We start from the raw sequence: 15329 nt of genomic DNA, 5'->3' as shown, positions 1-15329 counted from the left end.
TGCCCGCATCACGCGCCGGCGCGGTCGATCAGGAACTGCGCGAGCAACGGCACCGGCCGGCCCGTCGCGCCCTTCGCGGCACCGCTCTTCCACGCGGTCCCGGCGATATCGAGATGCGCCCACGGATAGTTCGACGCGAAACGCGACAGGAAGCATGCCGCCGTCACGCTGCCCGCGGGACGTCCGCCGATGTTCGCCAGATCCGCGAAGTTGGACTTCAGCTGATCCTGGTACTCGTCGTCGAGCGGCAGGCGCCAGGCCGGATCGACCGCCTCGCGCGACGCGTCGAGCAGTTCGCCGGCGAGCGCGTCGTCCTTCGCGAACAGGCCCGTGTTGTGATGGCCAAGCGCGATGATGCACGCGCCCGTCAACGTCGCGATGTCGATCACGGCGGACGGCTTGAAGCGTTCCGCATAGGTGAGCGCGTCGCACAGGATCAGGCGGCCTTCGGCGTCGGTGTTGAGCACTTCGATGGTCGTGCCGTTCATCGCGGTGACGATGTCGCCCGGCTTGAGCGCATTGCCCGCGGGCATGTTCTCGCAGGTCGGCACCACGCCGATCACATTGAGCTTGAGGCCCATCTCGGCCACGGCGCGCATGGTGCCGAACACCGAACCCGCGCCGCACATGTCATATTTCATTTCGTCCATGGCTTCGCCGGGCTTGATCGAGATGCCGCCCGAATCGAACGTGATGCCCTTGCCGACCAGCACGATGGGCGCGTTCTTGCCCTTTGCCTTGGCGGTGTCGCCCGCGCCTTGGTAATGCATGACGATGAACTGCGGCGGCTCGACCGAACCCTTCGCCACCGAGAGAAACGACCCCATGCCGAGCGCCTCGATCTGCTTCTGGCCGAGCACCTCGACCTTGAGCTTCCAGTCGCGGCCGAGTTTCTTCGCGGTCTGGCCGAGATACGTGGGCGTGCAGACGTTGGGCGGCAGGTTGCCGAGATCGCGCGTGAGATCCATGCCGTTGGCGATGGCCACGCCCTGCTTCAACGCGGCCTTGGCGGCCTTCTCGTCGGCGCTGAAGACGCTGAAGACAATCTTCTTGAGCGCGCGCGGCGTGGTGTCCGGCTTGCTCTTCATCTGCGTGAACTTGTAGGTCAGTTCGCGCAGCGCAAGGATGGCGGCGCGCACGGCCCAGTCGCCGCTGCGTTCCTGGATCGGCAATTGCGCGAGCGTGAAGGTGGCCTGGCCGATCTTCGCGCCGAGCAGCACGCGCCATGCGGCGCGCACGGCTTCGCCGTAGGCTTTCTGCGTGAAGGCGTCCTGCTTGCCGAGGCCTACGAGCAAGACGCGCGAGGCGCCGATGCCCGTCACTTCGGGCACGAGCAGCGTGGTGCCTGCGCGGCCGCTCATGTCGCCGGCCTTGACGATGCGCGAAATCAGGCCCTTGGTCGCGACATCCATGTCGCGCGCGGCGCCCGTGAGCGACTGCGCTTCGAAGATGCCGAGGACGATGACATCCGACTTTCCGGTAAGGAAACCATTTGCCTCGCCTTCGCTCCAATCACAGGCTTTTATGCTAAAGTCCATCGCGCTTATCCTCGGATAAAATCTTGGCTGAAGGATGAAAGCCGCAATTATCCGCTATTTTTTCCGCGGCAGTCACCGGTTTGCGGCGTGAGGGTAAGCAAGACCCCTCCCGTCTGCCGAAGAGGTGCGTGCGTGATTCCGCATCGCCGCCAGTCTTAAGCAAAATTCAATGATCTTCGAACGCTCCCTGCAGCGCGAACTCGCGTACACGGCCGGCGCCGTGTTCATGGTGCTGCTCACGATCATGCTCACGACGATGATGATCCGCATCGTCGGCTTCGCGGCGCAAGGTCAGATCGACCCGAAGGACGTGGTCGTGCTGATCGGGCTGACCGTCATCGGCTACCTCGCGGTCATGCTGATCGTGACGCTGTTCGTCTCCATCCTGTTCGTGCTGACGCGCTGGTATCGCGATTCCGAAATGGTCGTGTGGCTCGCCTCGGGCGTGAGCCAGACCCAGCTCATCAAGCCGGTCGCCGTGTTCTCCACGCCGATCATCATCCTCATCATGTTCTTCGCGTTCGTCGGCTGGCCCTGGTCCAACCAGCAGAGCAAGCTGATCAAGGCGCGCTTCCAGCAACGCGACGAAGTGTCCTTGCTGGCGCCCGGCCAGTTCCGCGAATCGCCGTCGAGCCACCGCGTGTTCTTCATCGAGAAGATGTCGCCGGACCAGGCCCAGGTGCAGAACGTGTTCGTCACCAGCACGGAAGGCGGCAAGGTCAACGTGATCGTTTCGCAGACGGGTCACACGGAAACGCGCGGCGACGGCGATCGTTTCATCGTGCTGGACAACGGCCGCCGCTATGACGGCGAACCCGGCCAGCCGAACTTCCGCATCATGGAGTTCGAGCGCTACGGCGTGAAGATCATGGGCCACCAGGTCGTCAACACGCCGAGCACCACCGGCATCTCGACACCCGACCTGCTGGCCGCGCCCACCAAGGACAATCTCGCGGAATTCGCCTGGCGCGCGGGGCTGCCGCTCATCGCCATCAACCTGATGCTGCTCGCCATTCCGCTTTCCTACCAGAATCCTCGCCGCAGCCGCACCATCAACCTCGTGATGGCCGTGCTCATCTACCTCACTTATTCGAACCTGCTGAACGTCGTGCAATCGTGGATCGAGCAGGGCAAGGTGTCCTTCGGCGTGGGGCTGGTGGGCTTGCACGTGATCGTGGGCGCGCTGGTCGCGTTCATCTTCTGGCTGCGGATCCGCAACCGGCCGCTCTTCAGGCTGTCGTCCCTGACGCGTTCGAAGGGAGCCTGAACCCATGCGCATCTACGAACGATACTTCGCGCGCCAGATCTACCTCGCGTTCATCTTCATCCTGTTCGCGTTTTCCGGCCTGTTCTTCTTCTTCGACCTGATCAACGAGCTGAACACGGTCGGCCACGGCAACTACAAGTTTCCGCTCGCGGTGCTGCGCGTCGCGTTGCAGACGCCCTCGCGCTTCTACGAAATCATTCCGGTCGCCGCGCTCATCTCGGCCATCTACGTCTTCGCGCAGATGGCGGCGGCATCCGAGTTCACGATCTTCCGCGTCTCCGGGCTCTCGACCGGCGCCGCGCTGCGTTCGCTGCTGAAGATCGGCATACCGCTCGTGCTCGTCACGTATCTGATCGGCGAAGTGGTGGGACCGTACACCGACCAGTTGTCCGAGCGCGTGCGGCTCGAGGCGCTCGGTTCGTCGGTATCGTCGAACTTCCAGTCCGGCGTGTGGGTGAAGGACACGCTGACCGCCAAGGAAAACGGCGAACAGGTCACGCGCTTCGTCAACGTCGGCACGCTGAATCCGGATACGTCCATCGCCAATGTGCGCATCTACGAGTTCGACGGCAAGTTCCGCCTGACCAACGTGCGCATCGCGAAGACCGGTGTGTACGAGCCGCCGGGCCACTGGAAACTGACCGGCGTGACCGACACGCAACTCTCCGCCGCGCCGCCTCAGGCCGTGAATCCCGGCGATACGCTGAACCCGGTGTATCGCGCGGTCCAGACGACGCTGCCCGAATACTCGCTGCGCTCGGAACTGACGCCGCAGATCCTGTCGGTGCTGCTGGTGTCGCCGGACCGCATGTCGATGTTCAACCTGTTCCGCTATATCCAGCACTTGACGGAAAATCATCAGGACACGCAGCGCTATCAGATCGCGTTCTGGCGCAAGATCCTTTATCCGTTCGCCGTGTTCGTGATGCTGATCCTGTCGTTGCCGTTTGCCTACCTGCATACGCGTGCCGGCGTGGTCGGCGTGAAGGTGTTCGGCGGCATCATGATCGGCATGAGCTTCCAGCTGTTCAACACGCTGTTCTCGCACATCGGCAATCTGAATACCTGGCCCGCGCCGATCACAGCGGCCGTGCCCGCCCTCGCCTATCTGGCCGTCGGATTGCTTGGCTTGAAGTGGGTGGAGCGGCACTGACCGCTCGGTTTCCTCGGGAGCGCACGATGGACAAGCACGGCATCATCCTGTTCGGTCACGGCGCGCGCGATCCGCGCTGGGCCGAGCCGTTCGAGCGGCTCGCGGCGAAGCTGCGCGCGGCGCGTGGCGAGCCGGTCGCGCTCGCTTACCTCGAACTGATGACGCCGGACTTGCCGGCGGCGGTGGCGTCGCAGGTGGCTGACGGCTGCGATGCGATCACCGTCGTGCCGGTGTTCTTCGGGCAAGGCGGGCATGTGCGCAAGGATCTGCCGGAAATCGTCGCGCGGTGTCAGGCGGCGCATCCCGATGTGACCATTGCATGCGCGACGGCTGTCGGTGAGGACGATGCCGTGCTGGACGCGGTCGCCGGATATTGCTTGAGGCAGGTGGGGCAGTAAGCCGGCCGTCCTCGCAACGAGGCGGCAACTGGGCGGACAACGCAGAAACATAATTTCAAGACGGAAGGATCGGATTGATCCAGTGGGCTTGAGGAAGCGTCCGGTTTAGCATGGCATTCATTCACAGGCAGTGCCTTTTCTGACAGGCTTGGTTGCTTGAATGACGCGGTTTGTCTATCAGGCTCGGCGCGTTCGGGTGACTGGGCATCGGGCCTGATCGAACTGAAACGGCTGACGACGTGGCTTCCCTCATCTTCTTTCTGCAAGACAACTATGGCCTCCTGGTCCTTGCGGCGATCACATTCGCATTGGTGCAATCGCTCGCTTACCTCTATCGGTGAGAGCTCGCGCGTTTGAGCCAGGCGGGGGTTTCAGTGCACAACGGCCACGACGAGGCTGGCTGCTTGAGTCGGCAGTCGGAAGACATGGTGCGAATGCAAGAAGACATCCGGCAATTGCGACGTGGATTGAGGCGGGTCGAAGCGCGGCTGACTGAACGGCCTGCTCACGCAAGACCGCTGGCTGCTTCGGCGCTTGCTCGGCATCACGCTGGAAGTAAAAGGCGCAAGCGCGGCCAGATGACGGATGAGTGCTACAGCACTGGCCATTCGGCCGAATTCTCGCCTTGCATCGTCGCGGCTACAGTCAAGGTACTTATCGGTACACCAAGGAGAACTCGACATGAACCTGCTCATTGCCAGATGGGGCGATAGCCTCGCCGTGCGTATCCCCGCTGAATACCTTCACCATGCCGGGATGTCTGAAGGCGATCACATTCAGGCGAATCTGACCGTCGACGGTGGCATCTGCCTCCACCCCGGTAACTGGGATCGCGAGGCCTTCATAAGAGAAATCGCGCAAACACGCGATCGCATGCCGATGACTGAATCGGTCATCGACGAACTTCGGCGTGAGGCGCGCTACTGATGGTTTATGTCGATACCAGTGTTCTAGTCGCGCTTTGCGCGATAGAACGCATGACTGCTGCGGTTTCGAATTGGTACTTCTCTGTCAAGGACAGCCTGATTTCTGGAGCCTGGTGCGCAACCGAGTTTGCCAGTGCGCTGGGCATCAAACGGCGGACCGGTCAGATCACTGATGAGGAATCATCTGCCGCATGGCATGCTTTTGAACGGCTGTGCGCGAAGGACCTACGACTGACTCCCATCAAGCCGTCTGTATTTCGTCATGCGGCCGTTCTGGCGCTCGACGCGTCCACCCGCTTGCGTGCGGGCGATGCACTGCATCTCGCGACAGCGCTGGATTGCAACGCGAGATCAATCGCCACCCTCGACATCCTTCTCGCCGACAACGCAAAGAGGAAGCAACTCGAACTAGTGCAACTCTGACCTCCCCGCCCAACAAAAAAGCGCACCGTCTCCAGTGCGCTTCTGTTCCCTGCTCGACCAACAACTGCATCAAGCCGCCGCCTGCATCCCCTTCAAATGCACCTTCGGCTTCACCGCCGTCCGTTCGCGAAACGCCTCGCCAATCATCAGCAAACTCGGCTGCGACGGATCCAGCCATTCCTGCGCTTCACCCAACGCCATCTGCGCGAGCGTCAACGTCAGCGTGCGTTCACGCGCCGTGCTGCACGCCTCGACGATCGCCACCGGCGTCGCGCCCGGACGCCCCGCATCGATCAATTGCTGGGCGATTTCCGGCGCGCTGTCGCGGCCCATATAGAACACCAGCGAATCCGCCTGCGCCTGCTCGCGGATATCCTCGCTGTCCGCGGCGCGCGAGTGCGTCGCCAAGGCCACGCTGCGCGACACGCCGCGCAAGGTCAGCGAGCGCTTCAGCGACGCCGCGCTCGCCAGGGCCGCCGTGATGCCCGGCACCACCTCATACTCGACACCGGCCGCCTCCAGCGCGCGCATTTCCTCGTCGGCGCGGCCGAAAAGCATTGGATCGCCGCCCTTCAGGCGCACGACCAGACCATGCTCCAGCGCGGCATCGACGATCTGCTTGTTGATGAAATGCTGGGCCGTCGAACGCTGGCCGCAGCGCTTGCCGACGGCGATCTTCTTCGCGTTGGGCGCATAGTCAAGCATCGCCGACTCGATCAGCGCGTCGTGCAGCACGACATCCGCTTGTTCGAGCAGACGCATGCCGCGCACGGTGATGAGATCCGCCGCCCCCGGCCCTGCTCCGATCAGATAGACCTTACCCATAGCTTTCATCGTTGAACTCACGCGTTCAGCATCCTCATGCGGAAATCGCACGAATCATACCGGCCGCGACCGTGTGATGCGTCGCTTCGTCGATCAGCACGAACGCGCCGGTGCCCTGATGCGTATCGTACTCGTCCGCGACGAGCGGCTTCTGCAACGTCAGCGCCACGCGGCCGATATCGTTCATCGCGAGCGTGCCGCGATCCACCGAATGCGACAGCGTATGCACGTCCAGCACCTGCTTCACCGCGCCGATGCGCGTGAACACCGTGTTGGTCGTCTGCTTCAGCAAGTATTTGCGCTGCAACGAGAGGGGTTCTTCGTCGAACCAGCAAAGATCGGCTTCGAGCTTCTTCGCCGGCTCGACCTTCTGCGTCAGCGGGACGAAGGTATCGCCGCGCGACACGTCGACGTCTTCCGCCAGTCGGATCGTCACCGTCTGGCCCGCGAACGCGCGATCCACCGGCGCCACGCCGCCCGGCACCGGGGCGATGATCTCGGCGACCGTCGCTTCGCGGTTGGCCGGCAGCACGGCGAGCGCATCGCCCACGCGCACCTCGCCCGCCTCGACCCGGCCCATGTAGCCGCGGAAGTCGTCGGCCTGCGAGCCGTCCTGGCGCGCGACCCACTGCACCGGGAAACGCAGCGCCTGATCGCTCGCTTGCGCGACCGGCAGCGACTCCAGCAGGTCGAGCAGCGGCTCGCCCGCATACCAGGGCATGCGCTCGCTCGCCGACACGATGTTGTCGCCCTTCAGCGCCGAGACGGGCACGAAGCGCACGTCAGCGATACCGAGCTGGCGCGCGAGCGCGACGTAGGCATCGCGGATCTCGTTGAAACGGGCTTCGCTGTATTCGATCAGGTCCATCTTGTTGATCGCGACGATCACATGCTGCAGGCCGAGCAGCTTGACGATCGCGCTGTGACGCTTGGTCTGCGGCAGCAGTTGCGCGACGCCGTTCTCGAGCGTGACGCGCGTTGCGTCGACGAGAATGATCGCCGCATGCGCGGTCGATGCGCCCGTCACCATGTTGCGCGTGTACTGCTCGTGGCCGGGGGTATCGGCGATGATGAACTTGCGCTTGGCCGTCGCGAAATAGCGGTATGCGACATCGATGGTGATGCCCTGCTCGCGCTCGGCTTCGAGCCCGTCCGTCAGCAGCGACAGATCGATCTCATCGCCGACCGTGCGCTTGTTCTTAGCGCGCGAAATCGCCGAAAGCTGGTCCGACAATACCGCCTTGCTGTCGTACAGCAGGCGGCCGATCAGCGTGCTCTTGCCGTCGTCCACGCTGCCCGCCGTGATGAAGCGCAACACGCCCAGGTCTTCTGCTTGATAGATGCTCATGATTCGTTCGTCCTTGGGGCGTGTCGCTTAGAAATAACCTTGCTTCTTGCGCTGTTCCATCGCGGCTTCCGACGCCTGGTCGTCCATCCGTGTCGCGCCGCGTTCCGTGATTTCCGTCACGGCCGTTTCCGCGATGATCTTCTCGACGTCATCGGCGTCGCTCGCCACCGGGCAGGTGCAGCTGATGTCGCCGACGGTGCGGAAGCGGACTTGCGCGACCTCGGCCGTTTCGCCGTCGCGCACCGGCGTGAGCGGCGTCACCGGCACGAGCAGGCCGTTGCGGCGCACGATCTCGCGGTCATGCGCGTAGTAGATCGACGGCAGTTCGAGCTTTTCGCGCGCGATGTATTGCCAGATGTCGAGTTCGGTCCAGTTCGAAATCGGGAACACGCGCAGATGCTCGCCCGCATGCAGGCGCGCGTTATAGATGCTCCACAGTTCCGGGCGCTGCGCCTTCGGATCCCACTGGCCGAATTCGTCGCGGAACGAGAAGATGCGCTCTTTCGCGCGGGCCTTCTCTTCGTCGCGGCGCGCGCCGCCGATCATCGCCGTGTAGCCGTATTCCTCGATGGTCTCGAGCAGCGTCACCGCTTGCGCGGCATTGCGCGAATCGGTCTCGCGGCGCAGGCGCACGGTGCCCTTCTTGATGGAATCCTCGACGTGGCCCACCACCAGCTCGGCGCCGATCTCGGCTGCACGGCGGTCGCGGAAGTCGATCACTTCCTGGAAGTTGTGGCCGGTGTCGATATGCACGAGCGGGAACGGCAGCGACGTCTTGCGGTTCGCGCCGAGTCCGAATGCCTTCAGCGCGAGCGCCAGCACGACCACCGAATCCTTGCCGCCCGAGAACAGCAGCGCGGGCTTGCTGCATTCGGCGACCAGTTCGCGAATGATGTGGATCGACTCGGCTTCGAGCCAATCCAGGTGATCCATGCGCGTCGCCTGGTTGACGACCGGCGCGTTGACGGTTGAGTCGAGCGTCGTGCTCATGTTATCGATCCTTGTTTTGGCGGCGCTTGAGCTTCCTTGAAGCGCTGCGTTCGGTGACTGGGTTTGATGCGGCGTCTTGTTGACTTACGCGCCTTGGATCGCCGAGCTCGGTGCTTCCTCGACGATCTTGATGTTCGTGATGTGCAGACCGCATTCCTTCGTATCGCGTGACTCCCACCACCAGCGGCCCGCCCGGCTGTCCTCGCCGGGACGCACGGCGCGCGTGCAGGGTTCGCAGCCGATGCTCGGATAACCACGCGCATGCAGCGGATTCACCGGCACGTCGAAGGCATTCAGGTAATCCCACACATCGCTTTCGGTCCAGTCCGCGAGCGGATTGAACTTCGTGATGTTGCGCGGTTCGTCGTGCTCTTCCTCATGCAGTTCGGCGCGCGTGACCGACTGCTCGCGGCGCTGACCCGTTACCCATGCGGACACGTCAGACAGCGCACGATTGAGCGGCTCGACCTTGCGGATATGGCAGCAGCTCTTGCGCAAATCAATGCTTTCGTAGAAAGCATTAAGGCCGTGATCGCGCACATAGGCATCGACGGCGTCCTGTTGCGGCAGGAACTGTTCGATGCCGTAACCATAGCGCTGCTTGACGGTATCGAGCATGCCGAGCGTCTCCGCATGCAGGCGGCCCGTGTTCAACGAGAAGATGCCGATCTTCACGCCGCGCGACAGGATGGCGTGCGTTAGCACCATATCTTCGGCGGCGAGACTGCTGGCTAGCTTGACGCGCTCGTGGCGCGCTGCGATCGAATCGAGCAGCGCGTCGAGGCGTTCAACCTTGGCTTGCAATTCAGGGGTCATGCCTTACGCTCCGAGAGTCGCGATCAATGCCGCGCGACGGCGAAACAGCGGTTCGGGATTGTCGGTTGCGCCCTGATACAGCTCCGTGAATTCGCCGAACGCATTGAGCGCGTCGTGAATGTCCTTGTCGGCGCGCACGGCGAAGGCGTCGAAGCCGCAGCGCGCGTGAAACGCGACCTGATCCCGCAACACATCGCCGATCGCGCGCAGTTCGCCGGTCCACTGATAGCGCTCGCGCAGCAAGCGACCGATGGAGAAACCACGGCCATCGCGGAACACGGGGAAATCCACCGCGATCACGTTCAACTGGCCGAAGTCCGCGACGAGGTCGGCGGGTTCGTCGTCCGGCGCGAGCCACACGCCGATGTCATCCTTGGCACGCGTCGCGACGATCGCCGCCTTGTGTTCCTTCCACAGCGCGAACGGCACGATGATCTTGCCGGCCGGCAGCGCATCGACGGCGGGCAGCGTGCCGTCTTCCGCCGCGCGCACGACGACAAAGGCGTCTTCGACAATGGCGCGGTTCTTGATAATCAAGGTCATGTGCGAATCCTTAAGCGTGAGCCTGGCGCGATGCGTACACGCGCTCCTTGAACGGCGCGATGCCGATGCGGTTGAACGTCTCGATGAAGCGTTCGCCCTCGCCGCGGTTGTCGACGAAGGTGTCGATCACCTGCGAGATCACATCGGGCATTTCCTCGGCCGAGAACGACGGGCCGATCACCTTGCCGAGATGCGCGCCGGTCGCGCCCGAGCTCTGCTCGCCGCCGAGCGTCACCTGGTACCACTCGGAACCGTCCTTGTCGACGCCCAGAATGCCGATGTTGCCCACGTGATGGTGACCGCACGCGTTGATGCAGCCCGAGATGTTCAGCGACAGGTCGCCCAGGTCGTACACGTAGTCCAGATCGTTGAAGCGGTCCTGGATGGCCAGTGCAATCGGGATTGACTTCGCATTCGCGAGCGAGCAGAAATCGCCGCCCGGGCACGCAATGATGTCGGTCAGCAGACCCACGTTCGCCGTTGCGAAACCCAGCGCCTTCGCACGTTCCCACACGGTGTGCAGGTCGTGCTTCTTCACGTTCGCAAGGATCAGGTTCTGCTCGTGCGACACGCGGATTTCGCCGAACGAGAACTCCTCGGCGAGTGTGGCGACGTCGTCCATCTGCTGATCGGTGGCGTCGCCCGGCGCGATGTGCTGTGGCTTGAGCGACAGCGTCACCGACGCATAGCCCGGCACCTTGTGCGGACGCACGTTGCGTTCGACCCAGCGCGCGAACGGCTTGCTTTCGATCAGATGCTTTTCATAAGAGGCGTCGGTGTCCGCGAGCTTTTCGTAGGCGGGCGGCGCGAAGAACGCCGACACGCGCGTCACTTCGTCCTGCGTGAGCGTCGACGGGCCGTCCTTCAGGTGCTGCCACTCTTCCTCGACCTGCTTCGAGAACTTCTCCGGCGACAGCGCCTTCACCAGGATCTTGATGCGCGCCTTGTACATGTTGTCGCGGCGGCCATAGCGGTTGTACACACGCAGTACGGCTTCGCAATAGGTGAGCAGATGCTGCCACGGCAGATCGCGCTTGATGATCGCGCCGACGATCGGCGTACGGCCAAGTCCGCCGCCCGCGAGGATGTCCATCACGACTTCGCCCTGCGCGTTCAGCTTCAGATAGACGCCCATGTCGTGGATCTGCACGGCCGCGCGATCTTCCGTCGAGCCGTTCACCGCGATCTTGAACTTGCGCGGCAGCCAAGCGAATTCCGGATGGAACGTGGACCACTGGCGCAGGATTTCCGCCCACGGACGCGGATCGACTTGTTCGTCATGCGCGACGCCCGCGAATTGATCGGCGGTGATGTTGCGGATGCAGTTGCCCGAGGTCTGGATGGCATGCATCTGCACCGAGGCGAGCTTGCGCAGGATTTCCGGCGTTTCTTCGAGCTCGACCCAGTTGAACTGGATGTTGGTGCGCGTGGAGAAGTGACCGTAGCCGCGGTCGTGTTCTCGCGCGATGGTCGCGAGCATGCGGAGCTGGTCGCTGCGCAGGTTGCCGTATGGAATCGCGATCCGGTGCATGTACGCGTGACGCTGGTAGTACAGGCCGTTCTGCAGACGCAGCGGACGGAATTCTTCCTCGCTCAATTCGCCCGACAGACGGCGACGAACCTGGTCAGCGTACTGCTCGACACGTTCGTCGACGATGCGTTGGTCGATCTGATCGTATTGGTACATTCGGGGACCCCATGTTCTTGTCAAAGACGCTGCGGCCTAGGTTTCCGCAGCGCGTCTCATCCATCGAATATCCATTGAGTTCCTGTCGCGGCCGTCGTTCAGACGGTTCACTCATTTGCAAATGACGAAAACAGATATGGATATTGGAAAAATTGGACTGATAGTAAAGAACCTGCTATATATTGCAAACGACTGAAAAATTACTTTGATATGCGGCTGGGTTATAAATGAATCTGCATCAGTTCCGCTTCGTGCGCGAGGCCGTCCGGCAGAACTTCAACCTCACGGAAGCCGCAAAGGCGCTGTATACGTCACAGCCCGGCGTCTCCAAGGCGATCATCGAGCTGGAAGACGAGCTTGGCGTGGAGATCTTCACGCGCCACGGGAAGCGCGTCCGGTCGCTGACCGAGCCCGGGCGGATCATCCTGGCGTCGGTCGAACGTATCCTGCAGGAAGTGGAGAGCCTGAAGCGCGTCGGTAAGGATTACGCGGCGCAGGATCAGGGCAACCTGGTGATCGCCGCGACCCACACGCAGGCGCGCTATTCACTTCCCGCTGCCATCGCCGAGTTCAAGAAGCGTTTTCCGAAAGTCCACCTTTCGATTCTGCAAGGCAGCCCGACCCAGGTCGCCGAAATGGTGATTCGCGATCAGGCGGACATCGCCATCGCCACCGAGGCGATCGCGAGCTACAAGGAACTCGTGTCGCTGCCTTGCTTCCAGTGGCAGCATCTCGCCGTCATGCAGCCGGATCATCCGCTGCTGGAGCGCAAGCTCCTCTCGCTCGACGATCTCGCGCAATATCCGATCATCACCTACGAAGCGTCCTTCGCCGGGCGCACCAAGATCAATCAGGCGTTCCAGCTGCGCGGCCTCACGCCCGACATCGTGCTCGAAGCCATCGACGCCGATGTCATCAAGACCTATGTCGAACTGGGACTGGGCGTGGGCATCATGGCGGACATCGCGTTCAATCCGGAGCGTGACCGGCATCTGCGCGCGATGCCGGTCGGTCATCTGTTCGGCACCAACGTCACGCGGCTCGCGCTCAAGCAGGGCGCGTATCTGCGCAGCTATGTGTACACGCTGGTGGAACTGCTGTCGCCGTCGCTCAACCGCAAGCTGATCGAGCAGGCGCTCTCGGGCGATCACGAAAGCTACGAACTGTGACGAACGCTGTATAAAGCGGCGGCCGCCTGCCGCCGACAAAAATCATTGCCACTTCCCTGGAGACCTTCCGATGACGTTGTCGAAGTTCATGCGCCGGCTGATTGCGGGCGCCGCCGTTTCGGCCGTTGCCGCCGCCGCGCATGCGCAATTGAAAGTGGGTATCGACCTGTCGAGCACCGGCCCCGCCGCCGCGATCGGCATCACGAGCAAGAACGCGATGCTGATGTGGCCGAAGACCATCGCCGGGCAGAACGCGGAATACATCATTCTCGACGACGGCTCGGACCCGGGCGCGGCCGTGCGCAACATCCGCAAGCTGATCACCGAAGACAAGGTCGATGTGATCGTCGGGCCGAACATCACGCCGGCGGCGCTCGCGGCGCTCGACCCGGTCGCGGAGTATGAAACGCCGATGATCACGCTGATCGGCTCGGCGTCGGTCGTGGAGCCGCAGGAAGGCAAGAAGGTCTGGGCGTTCAAGATGGCCCAGACCGATCGCGCGATGGCCGACGTCATGACCCGCTACATGGCGAACCACGGGGTGAAGACGGTGGGCTTCATTGGTTTCGCGGACAGTTATGGCGACAGCTGGCTCAGCGAATTCACCAAGTTCGCCGAGCTGCGACATATCAGGATTGTGGCGAGCGAGCGCTTCAACCGCACGGACGCCAGTGTCACCGGGCAAATCCTCAAGCTGATGTCCGCGAAGCCGGATGCGGTGCTGATCGCCGGCGCCGGCACGCCGACCGTGCTGCCGCAGCGCACGCTGGTCGAACGCGGCTACAAGGGCGCGATCTACCAGACCCATGGCATCGCGACGCCGGAGTTCATCAAGCTCGGCGGCAAGGACGTGGAGGGCACGCTGTTCCCGACGCAGCCGGTGGTCGTCGCGCGGACGCTGCCGGCGGATCATCCGTCGAAGAAGGCGGCGCTGGCTTTCGTCACGGCCTATGAGGAGAAGTACGGCAAGGGTTCGGTGACACAGTTCGCGGGCGACGCGGCGGGGGTGTATCCGCGCCTGCAGGACGCCGTGGCGCGGGCGTTGAAGGCCGGCAAGCCGGGCACGAAGGAATTCCGCGTGGCGCTGCGCTCGGAACTCGAGCACGCGCATGAACTGGTGGTGCCGAACGGCGTCGTGAACACGAGCGCGACGGATCATGTGGGACTGGATCAGCGTGCGAGTGTCATGGGCGTCATCAGGAACGGCGCGTTTGTTTATCTGGCGCAGTGATCGATTCAGCAGGGACGGCGCACGGCAGCGCCGATCCTGCTTGCCCGCGACGGTGTTTTCGGTCATAATCGCCGACTCGATTGGCCTGCGTTCGCGTTGAAGTTCCGTGAGGCGTTCAAGGCTGATGAAGTCCGAAGCAAGCCCAGGTGGTGAAATTGGTAGACGCAGGGGACTCAAAATCCCCCGCCGCAAGGCGTGCCGGTTCGATTCCGGCCCTGGGCACCACGAATCCTGCAAAAAGCCGCTCCTCTTGGGAGCGGCTTTTTGCATTGAGGCCTCGGGTTCAAGACCATTTCGAGACAGCAGACCGAGCCCGCTACGGCAGACGACTCCGTCTCGATGACCACGCATCAGCGTTCGAGCGCTCCCTCACCCGGTGCAGTGCCTCGCGAAGACCTCATTGAGGACGCAATGACACCCCTCGATGGCTTGCCCCTTCGCCGCGGCGTTGGGCTCGTCCGGAAACACGATGCGAGAAAGCCAGTCCACCCGTCCCGGCACGCAGAACTGCATGAAGGCGCAGCCAAAGATGACTGGCGCATATTCCCGGAAGAAGCCCAGCGCGATGTTCAACATGTTGTGTTCCTTGCTTTGAATTCGCTCAAGGCGAATGACAGTACGTAGTAGGCCGTAGATTTCCGCCAAGGCCGCACGAGCAGGATTTCTCTGACCTCCTGACTAAACGAGGCCACGAGCAAGTATCTCCACAGCAGTACGTCAAACAGAGACGCGAAAACTCCCAGATTGGCGACAACGATGGCGCGCCTGACGAGTGCGTCTGACGTTCGTCCGGAATCCGGACCAGGCATCCCGCTCAAGCTTGTCAATCCGACGTTCGGACTGACGCCCGAAGCCACCAGCGAGATGGGAAAGAAGTCATTCTGGCCAGGCTGCTTCAGGGCCAACCGCAGCAGGTATTCGATCGCGCCCATGAAGAAGGGCAAGCCAACGAGCAGCCGTCGCGCTGCCATGTTCAAACCGTCCGTGCTCATCTTCATTACCCCGTCATGTCCGA

Annotated in this window: 16 protein-coding genes and 1 tRNA gene; 8 read left to right on the top strand and 9 right to left on the bottom strand. The window is 62.7% G+C overall.

The genetic code is table 11. The features are described 5' to 3' along the window. Positions 1-8: 8 nt before the first annotated feature. The gene (locus QCE69_RS02940; RefSeq protein ID WP_309929382.1) at positions 9-1538 is read right to left on the bottom strand and encodes a leucyl aminopeptidase; all 1530 of its coding nucleotides are present in this window, start codon (positions 1536-1538) and stop codon (positions 9-11) included. Positions 1539-1707: 169 nt separating this feature from the next. Here QCE69_RS02940 and lptF point away from each other — a divergent pair, with 169 nt between their 5' ends. From lptF to QCE69_RS02915, 5 genes are all read left to right on the top strand, one after another. Continuing rightward, positions 1708-2805 (top strand): LPS export ABC transporter permease LptF, encoded by a 1098-nt coding sequence (gene lptF / locus QCE69_RS02935; protein ID WP_309929381.1) that lies wholly within the window; start codon positions 1708-1710, stop codon positions 2803-2805. A gap of 4 nt (positions 2806-2809) precedes the next feature. After that, positions 2810-3958, top strand: a complete 1149-nt coding sequence (gene lptG / locus QCE69_RS02930) for an LPS export ABC transporter permease LptG (RefSeq protein WP_309807497.1) — start codon at positions 2810-2812, stop codon at positions 3956-3958. 26 nt (positions 3959-3984) lie between these two features. After that, on the top strand, positions 3985-4356 hold the full coding sequence (locus QCE69_RS02925; RefSeq protein WP_309914270.1) for a CbiX/SirB N-terminal domain-containing protein: 372 nt from the start codon (positions 3985-3987) through the stop codon (positions 4354-4356). A 681-nt stretch (positions 4357-5037) separates the two neighbouring features. Beyond that, positions 5038-5283: an AbrB/MazE/SpoVT family DNA-binding domain-containing protein gene (locus QCE69_RS02920; RefSeq protein WP_309914267.1), complete on the top strand. Its 246-nt coding sequence runs from the start codon at positions 5038-5040 to the stop codon at positions 5281-5283. Beyond that, a complete protein-coding gene (locus QCE69_RS02915) occupies positions 5283-5705 on the top strand; it encodes a type II toxin-antitoxin system VapC family toxin (protein WP_309914263.1) in 423 nt (140 codons plus the stop codon). The genes QCE69_RS02920 and QCE69_RS02915 overlap by 1 nt, the downstream gene beginning before the upstream one ends. A 69-nt stretch (positions 5706-5774) precedes the next feature. Here the strand turns inward: QCE69_RS02915 and cobA are convergent, their stop codons facing one another. The 6 genes from cobA to QCE69_RS02885 all read right to left on the bottom strand — a co-directional run bounded on the left by cobA (position 5775) and on the right by QCE69_RS02885 (position 11914). After that, positions 5775-6530, bottom strand: a complete 756-nt coding sequence (cobA, locus tag QCE69_RS02910; RefSeq protein WP_309931532.1) for a uroporphyrinogen-III C-methyltransferase — start codon at positions 6528-6530, stop codon at positions 5775-5777. A gap of 34 nt (positions 6531-6564) precedes the next feature. After that, a complete protein-coding gene (locus tag QCE69_RS02905; protein WP_409021160.1) occupies positions 6565-7878 on the bottom strand; it encodes a sulfate adenylyltransferase subunit 1 in 1314 nt (437 codons plus the stop codon). Positions 7879-7905: 27 nt separating this feature from the next. After that, positions 7906-8868, bottom strand: coding sequence for a sulfate adenylyltransferase subunit CysD (gene cysD, locus QCE69_RS02900; RefSeq protein WP_309914259.1), 963 nt, complete (start codon positions 8866-8868; stop codon positions 7906-7908). Positions 8869-8952: 84 nt separating this feature from the next. After that, positions 8953-9684, bottom strand: coding sequence for a phosphoadenylyl-sulfate reductase (locus QCE69_RS02895; RefSeq protein WP_309929378.1), 732 nt, complete (start codon positions 9682-9684; stop codon positions 8953-8955). A 3-nt stretch (positions 9685-9687) separates the two neighbouring features. Beyond that, the gene (locus tag QCE69_RS02890; protein WP_309914254.1) at positions 9688-10227 is read right to left on the bottom strand and encodes a DUF934 domain-containing protein; all 540 of its coding nucleotides are present in this window, start codon (positions 10225-10227) and stop codon (positions 9688-9690) included. Positions 10228-10237: 10 nt separating this feature from the next. Next, positions 10238-11914 (bottom strand): nitrite/sulfite reductase, encoded by a 1677-nt coding sequence (locus QCE69_RS02885; RefSeq protein WP_309929375.1) that lies wholly within the window; start codon positions 11912-11914, stop codon positions 10238-10240. Between the two features lie 227 nt (positions 11915-12141). Between QCE69_RS02885 and QCE69_RS02880 the strand changes: the two genes are divergently transcribed. From QCE69_RS02880 to QCE69_RS02870, 3 genes are all read left to right on the top strand, one after another. Then, the gene (locus tag QCE69_RS02880) at positions 12142-13083 is read left to right on the top strand and encodes a CysB family HTH-type transcriptional regulator (RefSeq protein ID WP_309807489.1); all 942 of its coding nucleotides are present in this window, start codon (positions 12142-12144) and stop codon (positions 13081-13083) included. A 70-nt stretch (positions 13084-13153) separates the two neighbouring features. After that, on the top strand, positions 13154-14314 hold the full coding sequence (locus tag QCE69_RS02875) for an ABC transporter substrate-binding protein (RefSeq protein ID WP_309929372.1): 1161 nt from the start codon (positions 13154-13156) through the stop codon (positions 14312-14314). A 140-nt stretch (positions 14315-14454) separates the two neighbouring features. Further along, positions 14455-14539 (top strand) — tRNA-Leu (locus QCE69_RS02870). A gap of 144 nt (positions 14540-14683) precedes the next feature. Here the strand turns inward: QCE69_RS02870 and QCE69_RS02865 are convergent. Together QCE69_RS02865 and QCE69_RS02860 are read right to left on the bottom strand one after the other, a co-directional pair. Continuing rightward, positions 14684-14890 (bottom strand): hypothetical protein, encoded by a 207-nt coding sequence (locus QCE69_RS02865; RefSeq protein ID WP_309929370.1) that lies wholly within the window; start codon positions 14888-14890, stop codon positions 14684-14686. Next, positions 14884-15312, bottom strand: a complete 429-nt coding sequence (locus QCE69_RS02860) for a hypothetical protein (protein ID WP_309929368.1) — start codon at positions 15310-15312, stop codon at positions 14884-14886. The genes QCE69_RS02865 and QCE69_RS02860 overlap by 7 nt, the downstream gene beginning before the upstream one ends. Positions 15313-15329 lie beyond the last annotated feature (17 nt).

The organism is Caballeronia sp. LZ032 (genome assembly GCF_031451315.1).
In the GTDB taxonomy this organism is placed as follows: domain Bacteria; phylum Pseudomonadota; class Gammaproteobacteria; order Burkholderiales; family Burkholderiaceae; genus Caballeronia.
The sequence above is the reverse complement of the archived record's forward strand: the minus strand, read 5'-3'. Positions and strand labels throughout refer to the sequence as shown.

Coding starts and splice junctions, on each gene's coding strand:
- QCE69_RS02940 (WP_309929382.1), bottom strand. CDS start 1,538: ATGGACTTTAGCATAAAAGCCTGTGATTGGAGCGAAGGCGAGGCAAAT.
- lptF (WP_309929381.1), top strand. CDS start 1,708: ATGATCTTCGAACGCTCCCTGCAGCGCGAACTCGCGTACACGGCCGGC.
- lptG (WP_309807497.1), top strand. CDS start 2,810: ATGCGCATCTACGAACGATACTTCGCGCGCCAGATCTACCTCGCGTTC.
- QCE69_RS02925 (WP_309914270.1), top strand. CDS start 3,985: ATGGACAAGCACGGCATCATCCTGTTCGGTCACGGCGCGCGCGATCCG.
- QCE69_RS02920 (WP_309914267.1), top strand. CDS start 5,038: ATGAACCTGCTCATTGCCAGATGGGGCGATAGCCTCGCCGTGCGTATC.
- QCE69_RS02915 (WP_309914263.1), top strand. CDS start 5,283: ATGGTTTATGTCGATACCAGTGTTCTAGTCGCGCTTTGCGCGATAGAA.
- cobA (WP_309931532.1), bottom strand. CDS start 6,530: ATGGGTAAGGTCTATCTGATCGGAGCAGGGCCGGGGGCGGCGGATCTC.
- QCE69_RS02905 (WP_409021160.1), bottom strand. CDS start 7,878: ATGAGCATCTATCAAGCAGAAGACCTGGGCGTGTTGCGCTTCATCACG.
- cysD (WP_309914259.1), bottom strand. CDS start 8,868: ATGAGCACGACGCTCGACTCAACCGTCAACGCGCCGGTCGTCAACCAG.
- QCE69_RS02895 (WP_309929378.1), bottom strand. CDS start 9,684: ATGACCCCTGAATTGCAAGCCAAGGTTGAACGCCTCGACGCGCTGCTC.
- QCE69_RS02890 (WP_309914254.1), bottom strand. CDS start 10,227: ATGACCTTGATTATCAAGAACCGCGCCATTGTCGAAGACGCCTTTGTC.
- QCE69_RS02885 (WP_309929375.1), bottom strand. CDS start 11,914: ATGTACCAATACGATCAGATCGACCAACGCATCGTCGACGAACGTGTC.
- QCE69_RS02880 (WP_309807489.1), top strand. CDS start 12,142: ATGAATCTGCATCAGTTCCGCTTCGTGCGCGAGGCCGTCCGGCAGAAC.
- QCE69_RS02875 (WP_309929372.1), top strand. CDS start 13,154: ATGACGTTGTCGAAGTTCATGCGCCGGCTGATTGCGGGCGCCGCCGTT.
- QCE69_RS02865 (WP_309929370.1), bottom strand. CDS start 14,890: ATGTTGAACATCGCGCTGGGCTTCTTCCGGGAATATGCGCCAGTCATC.
- QCE69_RS02860 (WP_309929368.1), bottom strand. CDS start 15,312: ATGAAGATGAGCACGGACGGTTTGAACATGGCAGCGCGACGGCTGCTC.